The 22,669-nt window shown below is 42.1% G+C and carries 24 protein-coding genes; 8 read left to right on the top strand and 16 right to left on the bottom strand.

All coding sequences use genetic code 11. The annotated features are described in order from the left end of the window. Positions 1 to 236 precede the first annotated feature (236 nt). A complete protein-coding gene (locus N482_RS20905; RefSeq protein WP_063378910.1) occupies positions 237 to 581 on the bottom strand; it encodes a phasin family protein in 345 nt (114 codons plus the stop codon). A 93-nt stretch (positions 582 to 674) separates the two neighbouring features. Further along, a complete protein-coding gene (locus N482_RS20900; RefSeq protein WP_063378909.1) occupies positions 675 to 1,424 on the bottom strand; it encodes a 3-oxoacyl-ACP reductase in 750 nt (249 codons plus the stop codon). Between the two features lie 514 nt (positions 1,425 to 1,938). Here N482_RS20900 and N482_RS20895 point away from each other — a divergent pair. After that, the gene (locus N482_RS20895) at positions 1,939 to 2,328 is read left to right on the top strand and encodes a rhodanese-like domain-containing protein (protein WP_063378908.1); all 390 of its coding nucleotides are present in this window, start codon (positions 1,939 to 1,941) and stop codon (positions 2,326 to 2,328) included. Between the two features lie 38 nt (positions 2,329 to 2,366). Here the strand turns inward: N482_RS20895 and N482_RS20890 are convergent, their stop codons facing one another. After that, positions 2,367 to 3,410 (bottom strand): alkene reductase, encoded by a 1,044-nt coding sequence (locus tag N482_RS20890; protein WP_063378942.1) that lies wholly within the window; start codon positions 3,408 to 3,410, stop codon positions 2,367 to 2,369. A gap of 126 nt (positions 3,411 to 3,536) precedes the next feature. Between N482_RS20890 and N482_RS20885 the strand changes: the two genes are divergently transcribed. Together N482_RS20885 and N482_RS20880 are read left to right on the top strand one after the other, a co-directional pair. Further along, on the top strand, positions 3,537 to 4,118 hold the full coding sequence (locus N482_RS20885) for a TetR/AcrR family transcriptional regulator (protein ID WP_063378907.1): 582 nt from the start codon (positions 3,537 to 3,539) through the stop codon (positions 4,116 to 4,118). Between the two features lie 257 nt (positions 4,119 to 4,375). Further along, positions 4,376 to 5,245 carry a winged helix-turn-helix domain-containing protein gene (locus N482_RS20880; protein WP_063378906.1) on the top strand — a complete coding sequence of 290 codons (870 nt, stop codon included), beginning with the start codon at positions 4,376 to 4,378 and terminating at the stop codon, positions 5,243 to 5,245. Positions 5,246 to 5,425: 180 nt separating this feature from the next. On the opposite strand, the gene N482_RS20875 is transcribed toward N482_RS20880, so the two are convergent. Together N482_RS20875 and N482_RS20870 are read right to left on the bottom strand one after the other, a co-directional pair. After that, on the bottom strand, positions 5,426 to 6,235 hold the full coding sequence (locus tag N482_RS20875; RefSeq protein ID WP_063378905.1) for a methyltransferase domain-containing protein: 810 nt from the start codon (positions 6,233 to 6,235) through the stop codon (positions 5,426 to 5,428). A 5-nt stretch (positions 6,236 to 6,240) separates the two neighbouring features. Beyond that, entirely contained in the window at positions 6,241 to 6,996 is a 756-nt protein-coding gene (locus N482_RS20870; RefSeq protein WP_063378904.1) for a Nif3-like dinuclear metal center hexameric protein, read from the bottom strand. A 175-nt stretch (positions 6,997 to 7,171) separates the two neighbouring features. On the opposite strand from N482_RS20870, the gene N482_RS20865 reads away from it, so the two are divergent. After that, positions 7,172 to 7,639, top strand: a complete 468-nt coding sequence (locus N482_RS20865) for a VOC family protein (protein ID WP_063378903.1) — start codon at positions 7,172 to 7,174, stop codon at positions 7,637 to 7,639. Positions 7,640 to 7,686: 47 nt separating this feature from the next. Here the strand turns inward: N482_RS20865 and yghU are convergent, their stop codons facing one another. Beyond that, positions 7,687 to 8,556 carry a glutathione-dependent disulfide-bond oxidoreductase gene (yghU, locus tag N482_RS20860; RefSeq protein WP_063378902.1) on the bottom strand — a complete coding sequence of 290 codons (870 nt, stop codon included), beginning with the start codon at positions 8,554 to 8,556 and terminating at the stop codon, positions 7,687 to 7,689. A gap of 444 nt (positions 8,557 to 9,000) precedes the next feature. Between yghU and N482_RS20855 the strand changes: the two genes are divergently transcribed. Continuing rightward, on the top strand, positions 9,001 to 9,435 hold the full coding sequence (locus N482_RS20855; protein WP_063378901.1) for a hypothetical protein: 435 nt from the start codon (positions 9,001 to 9,003) through the stop codon (positions 9,433 to 9,435). A 48-nt stretch (positions 9,436 to 9,483) separates the two neighbouring features. Continuing rightward, on the top strand, positions 9,484 to 12,141 hold the full coding sequence (locus N482_RS20850; RefSeq protein ID WP_063378900.1) for a glycosyl hydrolase family 18 protein: 2,658 nt from the start codon (positions 9,484 to 9,486) through the stop codon (positions 12,139 to 12,141). A 57-nt stretch (positions 12,142 to 12,198) separates the two neighbouring features. On the opposite strand, the gene N482_RS20845 is transcribed toward N482_RS20850, so the two are convergent. Next, complete coding sequence (locus tag N482_RS20845; protein ID WP_063378899.1) at positions 12,199 to 12,891, bottom strand: XRE family transcriptional regulator; 693 nt, start codon at positions 12,889 to 12,891, stop codon at positions 12,199 to 12,201. A 259-nt stretch (positions 12,892 to 13,150) separates the two neighbouring features. Here N482_RS20845 and N482_RS20840 point away from each other — a divergent pair, with 259 nt between their 5' ends. After that, positions 13,151 to 13,489 carry a helix-turn-helix domain-containing protein gene (locus N482_RS20840; protein ID WP_231100908.1) on the top strand — a complete coding sequence of 113 codons (339 nt, stop codon included), beginning with the start codon at positions 13,151 to 13,153 and terminating at the stop codon, positions 13,487 to 13,489. A 402-nt stretch (positions 13,490 to 13,891) separates the two neighbouring features. Then, positions 13,892 to 14,671 (top strand): hypothetical protein, encoded by a 780-nt coding sequence (locus N482_RS20835; RefSeq protein ID WP_063378898.1) that lies wholly within the window; start codon positions 13,892 to 13,894, stop codon positions 14,669 to 14,671. 68 nt (positions 14,672 to 14,739) lie between these two features. On the opposite strand, the gene lipA is transcribed toward N482_RS20835, so the two are convergent. The 9 genes from lipA to rsfS all read right to left on the bottom strand — a co-directional run bounded on the left by lipA (position 14,740) and on the right by rsfS (position 22,651). Then, a complete protein-coding gene (lipA, locus tag N482_RS20830; protein WP_063378897.1) occupies positions 14,740 to 15,705 on the bottom strand; it encodes a lipoyl synthase in 966 nt (321 codons plus the stop codon). Continuing rightward, positions 15,702 to 16,355: a lipoyl(octanoyl) transferase LipB gene (gene lipB, locus N482_RS20825; protein ID WP_063378896.1), complete on the bottom strand. Its 654-nt coding sequence runs from the start codon at positions 16,353 to 16,355 to the stop codon at positions 15,702 to 15,704. Before lipB ends, lipA begins: the two co-directional genes overlap by 4 nt. Positions 16,356 to 16,371: 16 nt before the next feature. Next, complete coding sequence (gene ybeD / locus N482_RS20820; protein WP_063370834.1) at positions 16,372 to 16,650, bottom strand: DUF493 family protein YbeD; 279 nt, start codon at positions 16,648 to 16,650, stop codon at positions 16,372 to 16,374. Between the two features lie 163 nt (positions 16,651 to 16,813). Further along, positions 16,814 to 17,977, bottom strand: coding sequence for a serine hydrolase (locus N482_RS20815; RefSeq protein WP_063378895.1), 1,164 nt, complete (start codon positions 17,975 to 17,977; stop codon positions 16,814 to 16,816). Positions 17,978 to 18,121: 144 nt separating this feature from the next. After that, a complete protein-coding gene (locus tag N482_RS20810; protein ID WP_063378894.1) occupies positions 18,122 to 18,880 on the bottom strand; it encodes a septal ring lytic transglycosylase RlpA family protein in 759 nt (252 codons plus the stop codon). Beyond that, the gene (gene rodA / locus N482_RS20805; RefSeq protein ID WP_063378893.1) at positions 18,880 to 19,986 is read right to left on the bottom strand and encodes a rod shape-determining protein RodA; all 1,107 of its coding nucleotides are present in this window, start codon (positions 19,984 to 19,986) and stop codon (positions 18,880 to 18,882) included. Before rodA ends, N482_RS20810 begins: the two co-directional genes overlap by 1 nt. Continuing rightward, on the bottom strand, positions 19,983 to 21,854 hold the full coding sequence (mrdA, locus tag N482_RS20800) for a penicillin-binding protein 2 (protein WP_063378892.1): 1,872 nt from the start codon (positions 21,852 to 21,854) through the stop codon (positions 19,983 to 19,985). The genes rodA and mrdA overlap by 4 nt, the downstream gene beginning before the upstream one ends. A 7-nt stretch (positions 21,855 to 21,861) precedes the next feature. After that, positions 21,862 to 22,332: a 23S rRNA (pseudouridine(1915)-N(3))-methyltransferase RlmH gene (gene rlmH, locus N482_RS20795; RefSeq protein WP_063378891.1), complete on the bottom strand. Its 471-nt coding sequence runs from the start codon at positions 22,330 to 22,332 to the stop codon at positions 21,862 to 21,864. 1 nt (position 22,333) lies between these two features. Beyond that, positions 22,334 to 22,651 (bottom strand): ribosome silencing factor, encoded by a 318-nt coding sequence (gene rsfS / locus N482_RS20790; RefSeq protein WP_063370839.1) that lies wholly within the window; start codon positions 22,649 to 22,651, stop codon positions 22,334 to 22,336. Between the last annotated feature and the right edge of the window lie 18 nt (positions 22,652 to 22,669).

Raw genomic sequence — 22,669 nt, 5'->3', positions numbered from 1 at the left:
CTTCCTAGTCTTAGGTGTGACAGGTTAGTTGTCGCTTCGAAAAGCAAATTCAATTGTGTCCTTGTGTACAACCTGATAATTCATATTGTTTAAACTGGAGTTTAAAAATGACCTGTCTAGTAAATTGCTATCAGTGAATGTTTACTCGCACTGGCATGCATTAATCTAATTATCACGATGTTACCAAGTTGAATGTCAGCCCAGCACAAGAATATTTGGCTAGGCTGCTTAATACATTAAGCTTTTGCAGCTTTAACGCTTTCTTTTGAGATAGTTTCAATATTGTCTTTGAAGTCTTGACCCAATTGAGTTAATTTTTGGCCATCTTCGATAAGCTGTTGACTTAGCTTATTAACTGCACTCAGTTGACTTGAATTGAAGTCGATGAAAGATTTAACATCTTTTACTTCTGCTGCTGTTTTCAATTGCTCTACTGATGTTTCAGTAAAAGAGTGAGCTGCATCTAGTTGGATCTTAGCTAGTTGCTCAATATTTTTAGCAACTAATTGATTGAACTGAATCGCAGGAGAGAAAAACTTTTCGCTTTGCTCAGTGATTGATTTGAAAAAGTCGTTGTACATGGCTTGCTTCCTATTGAGAGTTATTCCGTTAAAAAATGCAATTTCCACCTACTACAGAAAAGCGCGCTTTTCTAAATGGAGTCACTGTGATTACTAATTCATATACAGACCGCCATTTAAGGCTAACGTTTCACCTGTAATATATGCCGCACCTTCTGATGCAAGGAAAGTTACTGTCTGAGCAACTTCCAAAGGCGTTGCAAGCCTTTGCATCGGAACTTGTGCTTTAATGCTTTCCAGCACGTCTTCACGCATCTTTGCAACCATCGGGGTTTCGGTATATCCAGGCGCAACCACGTTGACGGTTACTCCTGCCTTTGCGCCTTCGTATGCTAAAGACTTGCTAAAACCAATCATGCCTGCTTTTGCTGCGGCATAATTCGCTTGTCCAAATTGACCTTTTTGGCCATTCACACTGGAGATATTAATGATGCGGCCTGATTTATTGGCACACATATGTGCAAACAGCGGTTGTGTCATGTTGAACATGGAGTTGAGGTTGGTATCTATGACTTCTTGCCATTGTTTAACGTTCATCTTCTTGAAAGAAGAGTCACGCGTTATCCCTGCATTATTCACAAGTACATCGATTTTGCCGTGCTTTTCAATAATTGACTCGATGCTATTCAGGCAAACTTGCGCATTGGTCACGTCAAGAAACAGCGGCTCAACTAGATTTGGGTTAAGATTAGATTCATTACACCATCTATCAAAATCTGACTCATTTCTTCGTGTGCTTGCAACGGCAACTACGAGGTAGTTTTGGTCGACAAACTGTTGAACAATGGCTGTACCTATGCCGCCTAATGCGCCTGTAACAACTGCTATTTTTTTATTTTCCATATGTGCTTTTCCGAACATGTAGTGGCAAAACTACTGGACTACTAAGCCACAAATTACCAGAGCAGATAGTGCTCATGTAGGGTTGTAACTAACGCTATTGTTCATGCCTTTTATGACGAAATAATAACCAATTTGTTTAATATAAAAGACAAAACATCATTATTTTGTATGTACTTTAGGCACTATGCGTTTAATTCGCTCATTAGCTAAAAAATAGTCTAGTACTTTAGAGTAAAAACTCAAATTCAAATTAAGCTGAATTACTAGACTATGGTTTATAAGCTCTAACGCGCGTGCAATAAGTAATAGACTCTATTTGTAATTCCGGTATTAGACTAATGGATAGTAGACTCGGCTTTAAATCTTGATTTTTTTTCAACTTATTGAATATTAAAGGTTGTTTAGTTTTTTTTTGGTGGATTAATAACGTGAATTTTCATATGAAACTTTTGCGTGTGTAGTTGAATTGAATTAAAGTAAAGCTCACAGAAAGTAATTTTGAGACATCTCTAAAATGCAACCACTCATCAACCTTTTCTGTGTGGGTTTATTGTTTACAATCTCACACTTAGCATGCGCAAATGTAACATCGATTTCTGCAAACGAACTCATTGTTAATCAAATGTCTGACGTAGCATTTAAGATTATTGATGTGAGAACGCCAGAAGAGTTTGCTTCAGGTCACATTAAAGGGGCTATTAATATTCCTTATGACCAAATAGAAGCGCAAATGGCGCTACTTCAAACCTTAAAGCCATATACGCTTGTTGTCTATTGCCGTTCAGGTAGAAGGGCGCGCATATTTGAAGATATCTTGCATAAAAGAGGCTTTGACCTAAAGCACCTTGAAGGTGACTTTCTTGCTTGGAAATCAGCCCAGCTACCACTTATACGTAGCAACTGAGCGTTGGATATACCATGTTGAACATCACTATTTAGGTATTAATATAGAGTTGAAAGCATGTCTTCATTGTAAGGAACTGGTTCTTGCTTACTTTTGACTCTGGCGATGTAGTCTGGATTTGCAATAAAAGGACGACCAATTGCCAGAAGGTCAAAGCGGTTTTCTGCAATAGCGGTGTCACCCGCGCTTGCCGTGAAACCACCATTGCCGACAAGGGTTTGGTTATAGTGTGTTCGAACATAATCTGAGGCGCGCCCGCCCAAGTGTTCAAACTGCATCTCATCATCAAAAATCCCAATATGTAAATACGCGAGCTGGCGTTTTTCAAGCTCAGGTAGCAAATAATCAAATACAGTTGTATCTCTAGCGTCTGGTGCCATATTAAAGTAGGCACCCGGAGAGATGCGTAGCGCAGTTCTTTCATTGCCAATTCTTGCAGCTATTGCATCTACTACCTCCAACGCAAAACGACTCATATTCTCTGGTGATTGGCCGTATTGGTCTGTACGTTTATTACTGTCGTAATGTAAAAACTGGTCGATAAGATAACCATTCGCACCATGGATCTCTACACCATCGAATCCTGCTTCTATCGCGTTAGCAGCAGCTTGAGTATAATCTAGAACAAGCTGTTGAATTTGCTCATGTGATGCCGGTGTTGGAGTGATGTAAGTGAGCGCTCGCATCCGTGGTACTGTACCTTCTAAAGTTTCAGCACTGGGGGCAAGCACTTCACTGCCATTATAGAAGTGAGGATGAGCAACACGTCCTGTATGCCATAGTTGGGCAAAGATTTTCCCTCCCTTTTCATGCACTGCGTCTGTTACTTTTCTCCAACCGTCGATTTGCTCAGGGCTGAACAGTCCGGGTGTGTTGGGGTACCCTTGACCATCGGGTCGAATGATAGTTGCCTCCGAAATGATAAGACCAGAATCTGCTCGACGTGCGTAGTACTTTGCCATGTCTTCGGTTGGCACAAGGTCGTCGTCTGCCATGCAGCGCGTTAATGGAGCCATTAATAATTTGTTTTGCAAAGTTATTAAGCTATTTAGGCGGTACGGTTGAAATAATCTCTCTGTCATAGGATTTAAACTCTTTTTTGAATGTTCATTCAAGATATCCATATTTGAACGATCATTCAACCCCTTTTTTGAACATTTGTTCAATATTGTTTAAAATGAATTTCAAGCAAGCTATTTGGATGAGATATGAGAAGCGCAGCATTTGATCGTGAGCAAGTTTTGAGAGCGGCAATGAATGCTTTTATGGAAAAAGGCTATAACAAAACCAGTATGCAAGATCTTAAAAGGGCAACAAACCTACACCCAGGATCGATTTATTGTGCTTTCGAAAATAAAAAAGGGCTGCTGTTAGCCGCATTGGAGCAGTATAATCAAGATCGAACGGCGGAATTAAAAGACATATTTGCAGCTCAAAGTAGGGCTAAGAGCGGATTACAAGCCTATTTAGATAGTATCGTATCTGAGTGTATCAGTGGTGATCCAACGCAAGCATGTTTGAGTCAAAAAGCAATTAACGAAATTGCGCAGCAGGACGATGAAGCGCAGGGCGTGTTAAGTAATCAATGTACACTTTGGCAACGTTTTATGTGCGAAGTATTTGGTCAAATAGAGCGAGAAGGCGGACTGATTGGTGAGCGTTCTGCAGAGCAAAGGGCGCAAAGCCTGATTGTTGGAATATATGGACTAAGAACCTATTCTCAGGCGCAAAAGGACCCAAAAGTGATTTCTGCTATCGCTCGACAATTACTCAACGATGTATGCAAATGATGTGGCATGATAATTGGCTAAAACGTGTTGTTATAAATTTCTTTGATTTGTTATTTTAGATTCACCTAGGGCGTATTACTGTACAGTGAGCGCCATGAAAATCAGGCGCACTTATAGCAGACTCCATATAAGGTACTGTCCGCCAACACTTTCCATTAGACATTATTACTAAATGATAGGGGTAGCTCTGTTGCTGAGTTTGGTATAGTCTATTAATTCTTTTAGTTATTAGTAAATTAAATGGAAATGGCTGTGAAATGGAGTATCGATTTTCTAATGTAACGTTAAATGCAAAGACGCAAACACTAGACGTAGAAGATAAAAAAGTCGTGCTTGAGGAGCGCGTGTTTAATTTGCTTTTGTACTTATTAGATACACGTCCTAAAGTATGCAATCAGCAAGAGTTAGTTGCATTTCTCTGGCCCGATTCTGTGGTATCCCCTTGGTCACTACCTCGATTAGTCTCAGATACGCGCAGCTTGCTACAGCGCCTTGGTGTAGAACAAGATATTATTGTTACAGTGCGAGGCCAAGGCTACAAATGTAACCCCGAATTAAAAGTATTACAGCAAAGTCCCAGAGATGAAACGCAGCTTAATTTAGAATTGTTGAGCGCAGATCGTCATTCAGACGGGGCGCATCTGAAGTTCTGGATTGGTGTTACCCTCCTGATGTGCTCTGTTTGTATCTGGCTGATTATCAATCACTCCTTTGAGCATTTGAATGACAAAGAGTTCAAGTCGAGTGAGCCTCTTGATGCGATAGGTCGAATCCTATGGGTTGATGATAACCCTACAAATAACAAAAAAGAGCAAGGCTATTTTCTAAAACATAAAATTGGCGTTTACAACACTACTTCTACCCAAGAAGCCCTGTTATTGCTGAGCATGTATGAATACAATGTAGTGATTTCAGATATGGGTCGACAGGGGGAACCGCTCGCAGGACTAAAACTACTCAGAGCGATGCGCTCACGAGGTGATGATACCCCATTTTATGTATACACTTGGGTACAGTCTGAAAATCAAATCAGTGTGATCAAAGCGGCTGGTGGTCAAGGCGTTGCTACCAAAAAAGTGGACCTATATGAGTTTGTATTACTGCATTTTCATAATGAAATACTTTAAAAATATCTTTTTAACTTATTGATATATTTACTTTTCAATTTAAATCAAAGGGATTCAAGAGACATATTCGTGCACCTATGGCAACGTGAGGTTGCTGCTCTCTTTCAGCACATGTCTTGGCCTTAACGGCTATACTGTGGTGGGTATATTCTGTTAAGGCCATTTTTCCAAAAGATACCTTTATTTTTTGTGGTTGAGCACAAGGTGAGTGTAACGACCGATTGATGCGTAGGGTTCTGTCTGGTTATATTTCAGTTCCATGGCCAATAGTTCATCAAATTGGCTTTCAGCCTTGTCCAATTCGCGAAGGTAGTCATGAAAACACCTTACGCCAGTTTTGCTAATCTGATTTAAATTCAACTCTTGAAGCCAATGGTCAACGTGTTCGCTTTCAAGTGGCTGGTTAGGACTCAAGCCGACTTTTTGCTTCACTTTAAGTCCGCTCGCGACATAGTCAAAGTTACCGTAAACCATGTTGGCCAACCTTTGTGCAGATTTATTGAAGTACATCAGCGACAATATACCCTCGGGTTTTAAGGAGGCGCGTAAAATGCCGAGCGCTTCAGGCTGATCAACAACCCATTCAAGTACAGCGTGACACAGTACAAGGTCAAATTTCCCCATATTTAATTCAGGGATCGCTTGTAACTGCGCGTGTATAAAAGTCATGCTATGTGACACATTGGCGGCTACCGAGCGCTCCTTAGCCAAATTTAGCATTTGCTCAGAGATATCTATCAAAGTAACTTGGTGCCCCTTATTTGCGAGGTAAAGAGCAAGTTGGCCTTGCCCTCCACCCACATCGAGTATTCGAAGCGGCGCTGATTGTTTCAACTTTGATAATATGTCATTTAGATCCCTTTGTAGTACAGCTTCACGGATCTTACCTTTGGTTGTGCCATAAATGTTGTTTTTAAACTTACTTGCGATATCACAGAAATTACGGTCATGGGGTGTAACGCTTTTCGGTTGCTGTTTTTTCTTTGGCATACTCTTTACACTGGGTTATGAATATCAACAAATTCAACGTCCAAATCATATTTATCTGCTAGATACTCACCGAGCGCTTTAACCCCATACCTTTCTGTTGCGTGATGCCCTGCCGCGAAAAAGTGAATACCTTGCTCAGCTGAGCTGTGGATTGTTTGCTCCGACGCTTCACCCGTTAAATAAGCATCTATTCCTTGGCTTGCAGCTAGGTCGATAAAACTCTGGCCTCCACCAGTACACCAAGCTATCGTCTTTATTTCGTGGTTACCAGCTTGATTAACCAAAGGTACTCTATCCAGTTTCTGTTCGATTAACGCTGAAAACTCTGCGACTGTCATTGGCTTTTTCAGTTTTCCTTTTACGGCGACGCTATGTTTATTCCAAGGTTCAAGCGGGCGCTCCACGATAAGGTCGAGTAACTCACCAAGTTGCGCATTGTTACCGAGTTCAGGGTGGACATCGAGTGGCAAGTGGTAGGCGAGTAGATTAATGTCATGTGCAAGGAGACTTTTAATTCTGCGCTGTTTCATTCCTGTAATGGTTTGATCTTCACCTTTCCAAAAATAACCATGGTGAACCAATATAGCATCAGCGCGCTTTTCAATTGCAGCATCGATCAAAGCTTGGCTAGCTGTCACACCGGTGACTAATTTTTTTATCTCGGCTTTGCCTTCAACCTGCAGGCCATTTGGACAATAGTCATTTATCTGGAAGGGTTTAAGTAATTCAGTTAATTGATTGACCAATTTTGTACGCTGCATGTTGCTACCTAGATATGATAAAAACGCATAGTTTAGCGCTTTTTAAAGGGAAGAAAAGAGACCTACCCAGATTCTTGTTAAGAAGTTTACTTTTTGCTTGATAACGTGCTTAAGGTTGTACTTTGGTATTTATCGTCTAATTTTAGTGACAGTCATATAAATTAAGGGACTTACTATGAGTATAAAAGCGATTCCAGAGGGGTATCACTCTCTCACGCCATATTTGATAGTTGATGGCGCAAGTGACGCTATTAACTTCTATCAAAAAGCATTTGATGCACAACTTGTGATGCAGATGAACTTGCCCAATGGGCGTATTGCTCATGCGGAAATTAAGGTCGGTAACTCGCACTTAATGATCAGTGATGAATGCCCAGATATGCACTTTCAAGGGCCAAAACAATTGGGCGGAACAGCGGTGTCTTTGATGCATTATGTGGAAGATGTAGACATGGTATTCGCTCAGGCCTTGGCAATGGGCGCAAAGGAGCTGAGAGCAGTTGAAAATCAGTTTTACGGTGATAGAGCTGGTACTCTGGAAGACCCATTTGGTCATGTCTGGACGATTGGAACACACATTGAAGATCTCAGCGAATTAGAATTGCAAGAGCGTATGAGTGAGTTTATGTCCAAGCAAACATAGTTTAATAAGGGCCAGTTCAATCGGCCCTTACTTAAGTAGTGTAGAAGTTATTCTTTGAATAGCTTGTCTTGTGTTTTTAACTCAAAATCAATACTGTGATGGCGTTGGTGGAGCTGTTCATGTGGCTCACCCCATGTTTTGTTTACTATACAGCCGCGTTTTACAGCTGGTCTGGCAGCAATTTCATTGCTCCACCTTTGTACGTTGGCGTACTTATTAACATCCAAAAATTCTGCCGCATCGTATAGCTTGCCGTCAACAAGTTGGCCGTACCAGGGCCAAATGGCTATATCTGCAATGGTGTAGTCATTTCCACACAGGAATTTATTGCTAGCAAGGTGTTTGTTCAGCACATCAAGTTGGCGTTTTACTTCCATGGTGTAGCGATCGATAGGGTATTCAAATTTTTCAGGAGCATAGGCGTAAAAATGGCCAAAGCCACCTCCCAAAATAGGGGCTGAGCCCATTTGCCAGAACAGCCAGTTTAAACACTCGGTTTTTGCTGCAATATCTTTAGGCAAGAATGCCGCGAACTTTTCTGCGAGATAGAGCAATATTGAGCCTGATTCAAAAACGCGCAAGGGGGGATTTTGAGAGGCGTCAATCAAAGCTGGGATCTTTGAGTTAGGGTTTACTTGCGCAAACCCACTGGAAAATTGTTCTCCCTCCATGATATCTATTGTGTATGCATCATAATTGGCCTCCGACATGCCAGCTTCTAACAGCTCTTCTAATAAAATAGTGACTTTAATGCCATTTGGTGTTGCGAGTGAATAGAGTTGCAGAGAGTGCTCTCCTTTAGGAAGTGGCTGATCAAATCGAGAACCTGATGTCGGTCGATTAATATTGGCAAATTTGCCGCCGTTGCCCTCTTTCCATTGCCATACTTTATCCGGTGAATAGGGTTGATTAGACATGCTGGTTCCTTTATTCAAAATGAAGTTATCTATCAAATACTAAAGTGTGTAGACCGAGAAAATCCCAATATACGCTCACAGTCCACTCAAAAAGAATAGAGCACCTTAATCAGAAGTGAGTGCCTAGTTGTTAAGCAAGTAAAGGGTCAGATAATGAATATAAAATCTACATAACTTGGTTAGTGATTGGTATCAAGGTTGATTTGTTCTATTGGTAGCAGTTCAATAAGACTTAGTTTGTTACAAATTGGAAATATAATAAGTCGATAATTCAGCTGATTAATGTGCTATTTAAATTATTAGCAGAAGATGTTAGGTACAGATTGTAATAAATTTGTACCTATATTGTAATTAATTGGGTTGTATTTTTAAAGATATTAGGTACATTGGTGTTAATAAATACCGCTTTTTGTTAACGGATACAAATATAAGGTACATTCAAATATGCTCCGAGTAATCTCTTTTATTTCCATTTCTTTGACACTGGGAATGACATTTTTTTCACAAGCTGATGACAGCGTTGTCTCGTCGTTTTCTGTAAGCCAAAAAGTAGATGAAAAACGACGAATAGCAGGCCTGTGGCACGATGTAAACGATAGCAACTTTGCAAACGGTCATTTGATAGTGTCTCAATTCGGGGATGAAATTTTTACTGCGCACTACTTAGAATTTAAGGGTAGCCCTTTCGTGGAGCACGGTTCTGGGTTTCGAGACAAAGATACCATTACTATTAATGTTCAAGTGACGCAGCAAATCCCTGGTTGGACGACCAAGGGGGTGCATACTCTAACGCTTTCTGATGATGGGCAATATTTAATAGGAGAATATTTTTCGGGGGGCGAAAAGGGCCCTTTGAAATTTAAAAAAGCAGGTAAGTAATTACCTTAAGAACAGCATAAATAACAATAACATGTAGAAGGAATTCTAATGATAAATACGAACAACAGGGTTTTAAGCCATGTTAAAAAGGCCATGTTACTCTCCGGCTTAGTCGCCGCTTTACCGTCACTGGCTGCTGCGCCAGGTGCTCCAAAAGTAGAGTGGATGGTGGAAAAGTATAGTCTTGTCACAATTACCGATTCACTTGCATATAAAGATGTTGTGGTCGCGCCAAGTGTCGAAGTGCCTGTGCCGTGGTCCAAATGGACGGGTGAAGCTGGTGAAACGGTTAAAATCTTATTGGATGGCAAAGTTGTTCATAGTCGAGCATTAACAGTAGTGGGCAATTCACAGTCGGGTGTTGAAACTTTAACGTTCGAAAAAGGTGGTAAATTTAATCTGACAGTGCAGTTGTGTAATCTTAATGGTTGTACGCAGAGTGCAAACTCAAAGACCTTAATTGTCGCTGATACAGCGGGTACTCATTTAGATCCATTGTCTATGAGAGTTAACGATCCTAGATTCCCTATCGAAATGACCAATCGGTCGTACATCAATACAACAGGCAAAATGGTTGCTGCATATGCTGCAGAGTGGTCGATATATCGTGTTGAGGGAATGGACTATTATATTGATAATATTCCTGCTGAAAACTTGACGCACATCTTCTATGGCTTTGTTGCAATCACTGGGCCTAATGAATCTTTTAAAACGGAAAACCCAACTGGCTATAACACATTTCAAAAGGTTACGGCTGGCCTAACGGATTTTGAATTGGCGCCACCAGATCCGTGGGCTGCGTATATGAAGCCTGTTGGTGAACAGGTGAACCAAGATGCGATAAAAGGTAACTACGGTCAAATGATGGCGTTAAAGCAGCGTTATCCTGACTTGAAAATTATCCCATCAATTGGTGGTTGGACGCTGTCTGATCCATTTTACTTTATGGCTGATGATGTCAAACGAAAAACGTTTGTTGAGTCATGTCGCAAATTCTTAAGAACATGGCAATTTTGGGATGGTATTGATATTGATTGGGAGTTCCCGGGAGTCGCAGCTGCCAATCCTAACTTAGGGTCGCCAAGTGATGGCGAAACCTATATTAAGCTTATGCGTGAGCTTCGCACCATGTTAGATGAAGAGGAAGCGCGTACGGGGCGTAAATATGAACTTACTTCCGCCATTAATGTTGGTTACGACAAGTTAGAAAAAGTAAATTATGGTGAAGCCATCAAGTATATGGATTACATCCTTATGATGTCATATGACTACTTTGGGGCTTGGGACTTGGAAGGTCTAGGTCACCAAACAGCAGTCTATCCATCAGACTTTAAGCCGTCAGATAAACGTACCACTCATTACAACTTAAAAACGGGTATTGATTTATTAAAAGCACAAGGTGTACCTGGAAACAAACTAGTGGCCGGTGTGGCAATGTACGGTCGAGGTTGGACAGGTGTTGACCATACACCTGGGACGCACCATATGCAAGGTAAGGCAACAGGTCCATCAGCGCCTGCGGATGCCTTTAAATTAGAACCTGGCACGCTAATGTATGCCAATATTGCGCAGTGGGCAACGCACCCAGATTGGGAATCTCACTATGACACGGTTGCGCAGGCTGCTTATATCTATCGCCCAAGTACCGGAGATTTAATCTCATATGATGATCAAAGGTCGGTTACAGCTAAGGGGCAGCTTGTTCAACAAGAAGGCCTTGGTGGCATGTTTGGTTGGGAAATTGATACTGACAATGGCGACATTCTAAACTGGATGCATGAGTCGTTAGGTCACCCTCAAGTAGATGGTTCTAACAGTGCACCAGCCGTTAACGCGGGTGTCGATCAAAGTGTATTGTCTGGTTCTGTGGTTCAGCTAGCTGCAACAGCAAATGATGCGGACAATGACGCACTGACTTACCAATGGCAACAAGTATCTGGGCCAGCCGTTAGCTTGGGTATAACGACGACTTTAAACGCTGAGTTTGTTGCGCCTGATGTGTTAGGTGAAGCAACGGTTGTGTTACGTTTTAGCGCCACTGATGGCAAAGGCGGTAACACCAGCGATGAAGTACAAATCACCGTGACAGATAGCAAAGTTAATACACCACCAGTTGTCAATGCAGGTGCAGATCAGCTAGTTGAGTCTGCTGCACACAATGTTGTTTTAGATGGCAGTGCGACAACAGACGCAGATGGTGACACTTTGACATACAGTTGGATACAAGTTTCAGGTTCGACAGTCGTGATATCGGCGGCGGATACGAAAAAAGCAAGCTTTGTTGCTCCTTCTGTGAATCAAATAGAGCAGTTAGTCTTTCGTTTAAGCGTATCAGATAATAGTGTAGATACCTACAGCGATACGGTTATCGTTACTGTGGCACCAAAAGGGACTGGTGGCCAGCCAGCTTATGATGCGAATGCTGTTTACAATACGGGTGATAAAGTGAGTCACTTTGACCAAGAAGTCAAACAAACACTGATTTGGGAAGCAAAATATTGGGTATCAGGTGTCGAACCAACGCGTTTTGCAGACGCCTGGAAATTGTTAAGCCAAGCAGAGTTTCCGTGGCATGTGAATGTTGCATACAATACGGGGGCTGAAGTATCTTACTGCGATGCTGCAAATCAATGTGCGCGTTACAAGTCGCTGTGGTGGACCAAAGGAGATGAGCCGGGTCATAGCAGTGCTTGGCAAAAGCTTTAATTGAGAAATTGCCTAGGTGGGGTTGAGACCCACTTAGGCTGCACTTCTACAGGCTACTTAGGTTAAATCTTTACCTATCCAAACGACTTTACCAATAATCTCTAGCTGTTCCATTTCATCAGGTTTAACCACTTGCTCCACATATTCTTTGTTATCGCTTATTAGTCTCACAGATCCATCTAAATACTGTTGCAAGCGTTTTGCGTACAGTTCTTCCCCTAAGCGGACAACATAAATAAGCCCTTCACTGAGTTTCTTGTCTGAAAGATCGACCAGAATGGTATTATTATTGTGGATAGTTGGTTCCATTGAATCGCCTTTAGCGAAAACAACAGCCAGTTCACTTTTTTCTAGATTTTTATATTCCAGCCACTTTTTTCTAAATGCGAGGTGTCTTGCTATTTGCGTATGGCCATTGAATGCGCCATGGCCTGTACTGACTGACACGTGATAACCGGGAACAAGTACAAAGGCTTCGTTAAACTCATCTAGTTTTACAATCGGGTGCATCGATGCCGGTGAGTCTGCTGTTGTTGCGTCTTCATCGCCCGTAATAAGCCAAAGTAAACTCACATCAGCTTCGTCAGCTATACGTTCTACAATACTCAGTTTTGGGTCTTCGCCTTTTAAAATTCGACGTAATGTGCCCTCAGATACATCAATTTTTGACGCAAATGCTCTGATACTATGTGGTTTTATAGCGTGTTCTACCCGTGAGGATAAGCTATTTAAGGTATTTGATTCGTCCATATTCGGTTTTTAAGTCCTACATTACATCTTATTACGCAGTAATAGGCGCATTATAAAGCGCTTTAAAAATAAACTCAATGCAATTTTTTACGCAAAAAATAGCAAGTCTTACATTGAAATGCGTAATAAATTGAGCTACAATTCTTAATAAATTACGCACCTGATGGTTTTCAATTCAGGATGTATTAACAGCAGTGAGTTATAACGATTAAGAATAGTCACTTTAATTCACCTGCGTAATAAAATAAGGAAAGTGGAAATGGCCAAACAATCAATTTTTAATACCCAAATGAAAGCAAGACTGTCGCAAAACTTAGTAGCGACTCAGCAAACTACGGATGTAAGTGCTAATGCGAGCGAACTTTTACGCACGCCTAAAGGGGCACAGTTGCTTAAGTATGCGCGAAAATGTCGTGGGTTTACACAGGCAGAGTCGGCTGCTTGCTATGGTATTGAAGAGCGTACGCTGAGGCGTTGGGAAAACAATGAATATAACCCGCGCTGGAACGATGTCATTTCACTTATAGAAGATGTTTATTTAATGAATATAACCCAAGCCATAGATGGTGTTCGTAATAACCCTGAGTTGGTTGCGTAATTTTTTAAACACAGGAAATACCATGTATCGCATTCAATTTATTACGCACTATGCTTAGTGCGTAATAAATTGAAAAAAGCAAATTTCAGCGGAGTACTTTTTGAGAACAGTAAGAGGTTGCTTTAGGCTCTCAGCTTTCAATGATTTTTATCAAAGGTTTAATTAGGAGGCCCAACGTTTCATTTTGGAAGTGATGGGAAAACGTTATGCATTATTGATAGTATGTTACTGAATATTTTTATTGCATAATAAGGTAATGAATTATATAGAGTATTCATAGTGTTTTCTGTGACTAAACATGACCTTTGCGGTTGCCTAAGTTGTTTGCTAGCGTTTTGCTAATCGCTAGCGCGAATTGGTAAACGGTATCGTTATTAAAACTTACTGCGAAAGGAAATTGTTATGAACTATTCAAGAATGTCTTTATTAGCTGCTTTGTTTTCAAGTTTTAGTTTATTTGCTGTACAGCAGAACATTGTCGATGTGGATGGATTTGAGCGCGTAACTAATTATGCATATGGTCCTGTACAATCAGCGATCATTGTCAGTGAGCGAGCACATAAATTATCTTTACATGTAAAGCTGCGAGGTGAGCAAAGCGATTGTGGGTTTGCCAACGTATATTCGATTAAAAGTTACTCTCACTTGAGTACATTAAATGTTTCTAAAGATGTGGACAATGCAAGTACTCTGCTTTTAGAAGCAGAGCTCAATGATGAATCTGCGCTATTAGATTCTAAGACAGTGCATATCAATTGTACCGACGCACATGGAAGCAATTACACTGTACAGGTCAACATACCGGGTGCTCCTGTAGTTGACTGGCAAATATCTTTAGAGCCTACAGGAGAGTTTATTTACCAGCCTTATTCTTTTGGCTATCACTCCGCATATAAAATAAAAAGCTTGCTCAGAGTCAATAATCAAAACACTCAATCCTATTGTACAACGCTAGCTAATCGAGGTGTGTCGCTTGGGTTGTTTAATGGTGAAGATAGGAAGGGACCTTTTCACTCAGATGTTTTTGTGAAAAATGATGTAGTAGTAAATTATGCTCAGCCGGTACTTTATCAGATCATCGAGTGTGAAAATGCTGCAGGTAAGACAATGGCTGTCAAAGTGTTCAATTTAACTAATCCTAACTTTATCCATACTTGGGAAGATCAGCTCATAATTAAATAACTGGCCAGAAAAGTAAAAAGCAAGCCCGGCTGGCTTGCTTTTGATTACTTGATTTGAGCACTAGAAGTTTATTTCACTTCTTTACCAGCTGCTTGTTGATCAGCATGATAACTTGAGCGAACGAATGGTCCACAAGCTGCATGTGAGAAGCCTATTTCGTCGGCATACTCTTTTAATGCATCAAATTCTGCTGGTGGCACGTAACGTTTTACTGGAAGGTGATGCTTAGAAGGCGCAAGGTATTGGCCAACTGTCAGCATATCAACGTTGTGCTCACGCAAATCTCTCAGCACTTCTTCAATCTCAGGGATCTCTTCCCCTAAGCCTACCATCAGCCCTGATTTAGTCTTTACTTCAGGGTGTGCTTCTTTAAAACGACGCAATAATTCTAGAGACCATTTATAATCTGCGCCTGGACGCGCTAGCTTATAAAGCCTTGGTGCTGTCTCCAAGTTGTGGTTGAAGACATCAGGCGGCGTCTCTGCAAGGATCTCCAACGCGCGTTCCATACGGCCACGGAAGTCTGGTACTAAGATCTCGATAGTGATACCAGGATTGTGCTTGCGGATCTCTCTGATACAGTCTGCGAAATGCTGTGCACCGCCATCACGTAGATCGTCGCGGTCTACTGATGTGATTACAACATACTTCAGCTTCATGTCTTTAATAGTAAGTGCTAGCTTTTCTGGCTCCGCAGCATCTGGCTTTAACGGTCGGCCGTGCGCTACATCACAGAAAGGGCAACGACGAGTACATATTGCACCTAAAATCATGAATGTAGCAGTACCGTGATTGAAGCACTCCGATAAGTTTGGACAAGATGCTTCTTCACATACTGAATGGAGGCCATGTTTTCTCATGGCACTTTTTATCCCTTCAATTCGCTCGCTTGATTTAGGCAGACGTATTTTAAGCCACTCAGGCTTACGCAGCATTTGCTCGCGCTCAGTTGGTAGGACTTTCACCGGGATTAATGCCATTTTTTCGGCATCACGCAGCTTTACACCCGGTTCCATTTTGACTGGCTTACTCATTCGTTCTCAAACCCTTCAGTGTGAACAACATGCTCGGCGTTTATTCGCTTTAGCATATGTTTTATTAGCCCTTGACCTGCTTGTTCAAGCGAGGCAGGACCATTAATTTCGCTCGTTTGGACCATTAGCATACCTGCGTAACCACATGGGTTGATACGCAGGAATGGGCTTAAGTCCATATTAACGTTAAGTGCTAACCCATGAAATGAGCAGCCTCTTCTTACTCTTAGACCCAGTGAAGCAACTTTGCAATTATCGACATAAACCCCAGGCGCATCTGACTTTGCATAGGCATTGATGTCATATTCTTTCAAAGCGTCGATAATGGTTTCTTCAAGCCAAGTAACCAGCTCGCGAACACCTATTTTCAAACGACGCAGATTGAACAAAACATACATCATTTGTTGGCCAGGACCATGGTAGGTTACTTGACCTCCACGGTCGACTTTGACAACGGGGATATCTCCGGGCGCAAGCAGATGTTCAGACTTGCCAGCTTGTCCTTGTGTAAAGACAGGCTCGTGTTCCACTAGCCAGATTTCATCTGCGTCAGACTCATCACGTTGATCAGTGAACGTCTGCATTTTTTGCCAGATTGGTTCATAGCTTTGCCGCCCAAGTTGGCGAATGATGACGCTTTGGTTGCTCATGGACTTCCTTTACTTACTACAGTACGTAACGGACAGCTTCAATGCTGCCGAGTTCTGTGTAAATTTGCTCAATGTGCTCTTTTGATGTCACTGTCGCAACTAGTGTTACCGACTCATAAGTGCCCTTACTGCTTGGCTTGACCTTAGGTGCATAATCACCAGGCGCAATAGTTTGCAGTTTAGCAAGAATTTGATCCGTAAGATTGACATTGGCCAAGCCCATTATTTTGAAAGTAAATGGGCATGGAAATTCTAAGTACTCATCAAACTTAGTGTTTTTTACAGGTTTTACCACGACGGTTTCCTCACTACAGATACTAAGCAATGATTATGTAATGTGAATCGTTTTCACTTAGGCATCATCACCTCAATAATGGCGGGCATTCTATCATTTTTGCAGAAAAAAAAAACGCCTCAAAGAGAGGCGTCATGTGTTTATATACTTACTTAGCTCAGGGTTATTGCATGATCTGTAAACGTAAGTAGTCGTATATGCGGCTAAAGAAACTACCTTCTTCAATTTCTTCTAGCGTTACTAACGGGTACTCTGCAATGTCTTCACCTTCAAGTTGAAGGAATAACGTACCTACTTTACTGCCTTTCGCCAAAGGCGCAGTCAGGGTCTGATCTAGCTCGAAGTGCGCTTTCAGGTTTTTACGCTGGCCACGAGGGATAGTAATAGGCGTATCTTGTGTAATTCCGAGAGATACTGTTTTTTTGTTACCCATCCAAATTTGTTGGTCAGCAAAACTGTCGCCAGCCTTATAAGGTGTAATCGTCTCAAAGAATCTAAATCCATAGTTTAGAAGCTTTTTACTTTCTACTTTTCTTGCTCGTTCGCTCGAGGTACCCATCACTACTGCAATGAGTCGCATGTCACCTTTGGTTGCTGAGGTCACAAGACTATAACCAGCCTCAGCTGTATGGCCTGTTTTAATGCCATCAACATCAAGGCTTGCATCCCAAAGTAGAGAATTACGGTTATATTGCTTAATGCCATTGAATGTGAACGACTTTTGTTTATACAGCGAATATTCTTCAGGGACATCTCTGATAAGTGCAGCACCAAGCATGGCCATATCACGCGGTGTTGTGAACTGTTGTGGTGCATCTAAACCATGGCTGTTAATGAAGTAACTATTGGTCATTCCCAGCTTTTCAGCATGTGCGTTCATTAGATCGGCAAATGCGCTTTCACTTCCGGCGATATGTTCAGCCATTGCAACACAAGCGTCGTTACCTGATTGGATGATGATCCCGTGGTTTAGATCATCGACACTTACTTTTTTGCCAACTTCAATGAACATTACCGAAGAGCCAGGGAAGTTCTTTGCCCAAGCATTTTCACTGATTGTAACCATGTCTGTTGGTGCAATATTTCCGGCAGAAATTTCTGTACCAATAACATAACTTGTCATCATTTTTGTTAAGCTAGCTGGAAGTAACTTAGTATCTGCTTCGCCTTCAGCTATGACTTTGCCAGTTGTGAAGTCAACAAGGAAATAGCCTTTTGCATTAATTTGAGGTGGAGATGGGATGATCTGTGCACTTGCTGAAAACAGTGACAAAGAACACACAACACCAAGGATTTTTTTAACAACTTTTGGTTTAAATACTGTCATCATGCTCGCTTTTTTTAATTTGTTCTGGCCAGTTCTTATAGATTGACGGACCAGTTGATTTCCTTCTTGTCCAACGTGTGCATTCTTCTAATTTGCAGACTCTGTGCTTTTGAACAAGAACCATTTAATTGGTTTTAGGTTATTCTAAAGTTCCTGCTCCGTGTAAAGCAAGAAAGCTTTGTTAAATTCACCTTCTTGTAAGACTTTTAGCACTTTTTGCGCCTTTTGGTCATCTAAAATCGGTCCAAGTCGCAACTTGTAGAGATTATCTTCAAATGCGATAGGTGCTCCGAGGTTAAATTGGCCAGCCAATTTGGTTGCAAGTGCTTGTACATTCACTTCGTTGCTTGCAGCCGCAACCTGCACATAGGTCAGTCGAGGAGTTTTACGGTCAATGGTAATAGCCTCTATCTTAACCTGCGCTGTACCTTGTAAGTGATAGCCTAGTTTGTAGGCTGCCGCATAAGATAAGTCAATAGCCCTATCATCATGAAAAGGTCCGCGATCATTCACTCTCACTATGGCCGACTTATTGTTTGCTAAATTAGTCACTTTGACAAAACTTGGTAGCGGTAATGTCTTGTGTGCCGCGGTCATATCAAACATGTTAAAAGTTTCGCCATTGGAAGTGTAGTAACCATGAAACTTTCTGCCATACCAAGATGCTGTACCTTGTTGCACGAAGCCTTTTTCATCAGAGATCGGAGAGTAGTGTTTTCCTAGCACTTTATAAGGGCGTCCAGCGCTAACACTTTTTACTTCGTTAGTGACCTTTGCATCTTGCATTTCCAATTGTGTCGGAGCGCGTAAAGGAGCCTTATCTTGGCGCGTGTGGTAACGGTTGCTACATGCAGCTTGTGTGAGCAATGCGACAAGTATCAATAGGAGCTGAATAGATTTCATTATTTTAATAACATTCTTTTATCTGTAGCTATGGCCATGATTATACCGAAACCAGCCATGAGGGTTACCATTGAAGTGCCACCATAGCTGACTAATGGTAGTGGGACACCTACCACAGGTAACAATCCTGACACCATACCAATATTAACAAAAATATAGACGAAAAAAGTGAGGGTAAGTGCGCCGGCAAGTAGTTTGCTGAATGCCTCTTGTGCATTAACGGCGATGTATAACCCTCGACCTATAATAAATAGGTAGACGCTTAGCAACATTACAACGCCGAGTAGCCCAAACTCTTCACTTAAAACGGAAAATATAAAGTCTGTATGACGCTCGGGTAGAAATTCGAGCTGGGATTGAGTGCCTTGAAGCCAACCCTTACCTTCTATGCCCCCTGAGCCGATTGCGATTTTAGATTGAATAATATGATAACCAGCACCTAATGGATCGCTCTCAGGATCTAACAGCGTGAGTACACGTTGTTTTTGGTATTCATGCATCACAAAGTGCCACATCGCAAATGCACCAGGTATGGCCAGCAGTATGCCAGAACCAATCAATTTCCAGCTGAGTCCAGAAAGGAACAAAACGAATACACCGGAACTTGCGATTAGTAATGAGGTGCCAAGATCGGGTTGCTTTTGTATTAATATTGTTGGGACGATAACAATCGCAAAGCCGATTATGAGATGCAAAATTTTAGGTGGTAATTGTTGGCGCCCGATATACCACGCAACCATCATAGGGACGGCAATTTTCATGATCTCAGAAGGCTGAAAGCGAGTAATTCCGATATCTAACCAGCGCTTAGCGCCGTTGATGGTCACACCAAAGAAAAACACACCTATCAGCGTAATTAACCCGACAAAATAAAGGGGGATCACTAACCTTTTTAGGGTATTAGGTGAAATCTGAGCCATCACAACGAGCGCGATAACTGCGCCGAGCATCCTTGTTGCATGACGCGTCATCATGTCCATGTTTTGCCCGCTGGCACTGTACACCACCGCTAAGCTACCTACCATCATGATCAGCAAGGCAGTGAGTAGGGGAAGGTCAATATGAATACGTTGCCAAAACGAGCGCTTATTTCTTAGTTGATTCATTTACCCTCCGTGTCGCTTGGGTAAGTTTCAAAGTAGTAGTCCATGAGCTTTCGAGCGATGGGCGCGGCAATGGCCGAACCACCACCTTGGTTTTCAACAATCACAGTGACGACAATCCTTGGATTGTCAAAAGGCGCAAAGCCCACGTAGATGCCATTGTCACGATGCTTTTCTTTGAGGTTTTCTGCCACATACTTTTCACCCTGAGCGATACTTACGACTTGCGCTGTGCCGGTTTTGCCTGCTGGATCATATGTTGCTCCTTTGAATGCCTTGTTTGCTGTCCCCGTTGTTTTTTTCACCGTATTGTGCATTGCATCAAGTGCAATTTGCCAATTGTGTGGCACTTTTAAGACGACCGGAGGTTTCTCTTCGGTGTACATCTGTTCAACATCGTTGTTTTGCTTAGCAACTTGGACTAGGTGAGGTGGGCGATGTATCCCCTTGTTGACCAAAATTGAGGCAGCATTCGTAATCTGCATAGGTGTTGCTGTCCAATACCCTTGGCCAATGCCGACTGATATCGTATCGCCTGGCCACCAAGCTTCATTGAAGCGTTGGCGTTTCCAGTCCGTAGTGGGCAAGATAGCAGGGGTCTCTTCATGTATGTCAATTCCAGACAAGTCGCCAAACCCAAATTGACTCATGAAGTTACTGATTTTAGTGATCCCGAGCTTGTAAGCGGTTTCATAGAAGTAAGTATCACAGGATTCTTCTATGGCTTTGTATACGTCCACGTGTCCGTGTCCCCAGCGAAGCCAGTCACGCCAGCGGTGTTCTACGTTGGGAATTTGGAAAAAGCCAGGATCCCAAATTTTTGTTTGCTCTGTCACCACACCTTCTTCCAGTGCAAGGATAGCTAAATGAGGTTTTACAGTCGATGCGGGTGCGTATCGGCCTTGTGTAGCCCGGTTGATCAGTGGCCTATCAGGATTTAACAAAGCTCGGTAATCTTTGCTGCTTATCCCGTGCACAAACAAGTTAGGGTCATAACTGGGGTTAGAGTACAATGCTAGGATCCCGCCATCTTTTGGGTCCATCACGACGATTGCACCGCGCACGCCTTGGAGCACGTCTTGCGCTATTTTTTGCAGGCCGATATCTAATGTGAGCACCAAGTCTTGTCCAGGTTTTGGGGGCTCAACACTCAACGAGCGAATGATCCTTCCGCGATTATTAACTTCTACACGTTGCGAGCCAACTTGGCCATGCAGGCGTTCTTCATAAAACTTTTCAATGCCTAATTTGCCAAAATCGTGAGTTGCTCTGTAGTTTTTCGCTCGTCCTTGTGACTCTAATTCATTGAGTTCTTTTTTATTGAGACGAGACACGTAACCTAGTGCATGTGTCAATGCATCGCCATACGGGTAGTGGCGAGCCAATCTGGCCTCGACACTGAAACCAGGAAAACGATGTTGATTGACGGAGAAAATTGCAACTTCGTCTTCATTTAGGCGTGCTTTCAAAACTTGACTTTTGAATCGTCTAGAGCGGCGATTGCTTTTAATTACGGCGGCTTTTTGCGCGTCTGTTATTGCAATGATGTCATCTAGAAGGTCCAATGCTGTTTCTAAGTCAGCTACCTGCTCTGGAATCACTTCTAGATTATACACCGGCCTGTTTTCGGCAAGTAATATCCCATTTCTGTCATAGATGAGTCCTCTATTAGGCGCAATAGGGATCACTTTAATACGGTTATCATTGGAGCGCGTCTGGTAAGTTTCGTGTTTCTCAACTTGAAGGTTATAAATATTATTTAATAGGATGCCGATGAGAATAACCACAAAAACAAAGCCAACAAAAGCTCGTCGCGCAAACAGGTTTGCCTCTGCACTATGATCGCGGATCGTTGGCCTTGTTTTGAGCATAGAATTATTATTCTCTGTGATAAGGGTGGTTATTATTTAAGCTCCAGCCTCTATACAGGCTTTCAGCGACTACAATTCTGACAAGTGGATGTGGTAGCGTTAAGTTTGAGAGCGACCATTTCTGTTCAGATACCGCAATGCACTCTGGTGCTAGACCTTCGGGTCCACCGATTAGCAAACTGACATCACGTCCATCAAGTTGCCACTTTTCCATATTGTTCGCAAGTTGGTGTGTATCCCATGGCTTCCCTGTGACCTCTAAAGTGACAACACGGTTTCCTTTAGGAATTGCTGAGAGCGTTTTTTCACCTTCTTGCTGCAAAATACGCTTAATATCAGCGTTTTTTCCGCGCTTACCAGCTGTAATTTCAATCAGCTCCAGTGGCATATCTTTTGGAAAACGACGCTGATACTCTTTGAAGCCTGTTTCCACCCAGGCTGGCATCTTGGTGCCTACAGCAATCAACTGGATTTTCACACTATCCCCAAAGCTTTTCCAAGTCGTAAAAGTCGCGTGTCTGATCCTGCATGACATGAACTACCACATCACCCAAGTCAACTAGCACCCATTCACCGGCATCTTGCCCCTCGTGACCAAGCGGTGTTTCACCTGCATGACGAGCTTCTTTTGCAACATGCTCAGCAATTGATTGGACATGGCGCTTTGAGTTGCCAGAACAAATCACTAAATAGTCAGTTATTGAAGAGGTTTCACGTACGTCTAATTGAACGATATCACGGGCTTTCATATCATCGACTTTATCGATGGCGAAGTCTAAAAGTTGTTTTGAATCCAAATCAGAATCTCTTTGCTA

Origin of the sequence: Pseudoalteromonas luteoviolacea NCIMB 1942 (assembly GCF_001625595.1) — a bacterium.
GTDB lineage: Bacteria > Pseudomonadota > Gammaproteobacteria > Enterobacterales > Alteromonadaceae > Pseudoalteromonas > Pseudoalteromonas luteoviolacea_A.
The sequence above is the reverse complement of the archived record's forward strand: the minus strand, read 5'-3'. Positions and strand labels throughout refer to the sequence as shown.

What these genes read in the sequence shown, in the direction of transcription:
- N482_RS20905 (WP_063378910.1), bottom strand. Translation starts at nt 581, where the DNA reads ATGTACAACGACTTTTTCAAATCAATCACTGAGCAAAGCGAAAAGTTT.
- N482_RS20900 (WP_063378909.1), bottom strand. Translation starts at nt 1,424, where the DNA reads ATGGAAAATAAAAAAATAGCAGTTGTTACAGGCGCATTAGGCGGCATA.
- N482_RS20895 (WP_063378908.1), top strand. Translation starts at nt 1,939, where the DNA reads ATGCAACCACTCATCAACCTTTTCTGTGTGGGTTTATTGTTTACAATC.
- N482_RS20890 (WP_063378942.1), bottom strand. Translation starts at nt 3,410, where the DNA reads ATGACAGAGAGATTATTTCAACCGTACCGCCTAAATAGCTTAATAACT.
- N482_RS20885 (WP_063378907.1), top strand. Translation starts at nt 3,537, where the DNA reads ATGAGAAGCGCAGCATTTGATCGTGAGCAAGTTTTGAGAGCGGCAATG.
- N482_RS20880 (WP_063378906.1), top strand. Translation starts at nt 4,376, where the DNA reads ATGGAGTATCGATTTTCTAATGTAACGTTAAATGCAAAGACGCAAACA.
- N482_RS20875 (WP_063378905.1), bottom strand. Translation starts at nt 6,235, where the DNA reads ATGCCAAAGAAAAAACAGCAACCGAAAAGCGTTACACCCCATGACCGT.
- N482_RS20870 (WP_063378904.1), bottom strand. Translation starts at nt 6,996, where the DNA reads ATGCAGCGTACAAAATTGGTCAATCAATTAACTGAATTACTTAAACCC.
- N482_RS20865 (WP_063378903.1), top strand. Translation starts at nt 7,172, where the DNA reads ATGAGTATAAAAGCGATTCCAGAGGGGTATCACTCTCTCACGCCATAT.
- yghU (WP_063378902.1), bottom strand. Translation starts at nt 8,556, where the DNA reads ATGTCTAATCAACCCTATTCACCGGATAAAGTATGGCAATGGAAAGAG.
- N482_RS20855 (WP_063378901.1), top strand. Translation starts at nt 9,001, where the DNA reads ATGCTCCGAGTAATCTCTTTTATTTCCATTTCTTTGACACTGGGAATG.
- N482_RS20850 (WP_063378900.1), top strand. Translation starts at nt 9,484, where the DNA reads ATGATAAATACGAACAACAGGGTTTTAAGCCATGTTAAAAAGGCCATG.
- N482_RS20845 (WP_063378899.1), bottom strand. Translation starts at nt 12,891, where the DNA reads ATGGACGAATCAAATACCTTAAATAGCTTATCCTCACGGGTAGAACAC.
- N482_RS20840 (WP_231100908.1), top strand. Translation starts at nt 13,151, where the DNA reads ATGGCCAAACAATCAATTTTTAATACCCAAATGAAAGCAAGACTGTCG.
- N482_RS20835 (WP_063378898.1), top strand. Translation starts at nt 13,892, where the DNA reads ATGAACTATTCAAGAATGTCTTTATTAGCTGCTTTGTTTTCAAGTTTT.
- lipA (WP_063378897.1), bottom strand. Translation starts at nt 15,705, where the DNA reads ATGAGTAAGCCAGTCAAAATGGAACCGGGTGTAAAGCTGCGTGATGCC.
- lipB (WP_063378896.1), bottom strand. Translation starts at nt 16,355, where the DNA reads ATGAGCAACCAAAGCGTCATCATTCGCCAACTTGGGCGGCAAAGCTAT.
- N482_RS20815 (WP_063378895.1), bottom strand. Translation starts at nt 17,977, where the DNA reads ATGACAGTATTTAAACCAAAAGTTGTTAAAAAAATCCTTGGTGTTGTG.
- N482_RS20810 (WP_063378894.1), bottom strand. Translation starts at nt 18,880, where the DNA reads ATGAAATCTATTCAGCTCCTATTGATACTTGTCGCATTGCTCACACAA.
- rodA (WP_063378893.1), bottom strand. Translation starts at nt 19,986, where the DNA reads ATGAATCAACTAAGAAATAAGCGCTCGTTTTGGCAACGTATTCATATT.
- mrdA (WP_063378892.1), bottom strand. Translation starts at nt 21,854, where the DNA reads ATGCTCAAAACAAGGCCAACGATCCGCGATCATAGTGCAGAGGCAAAC.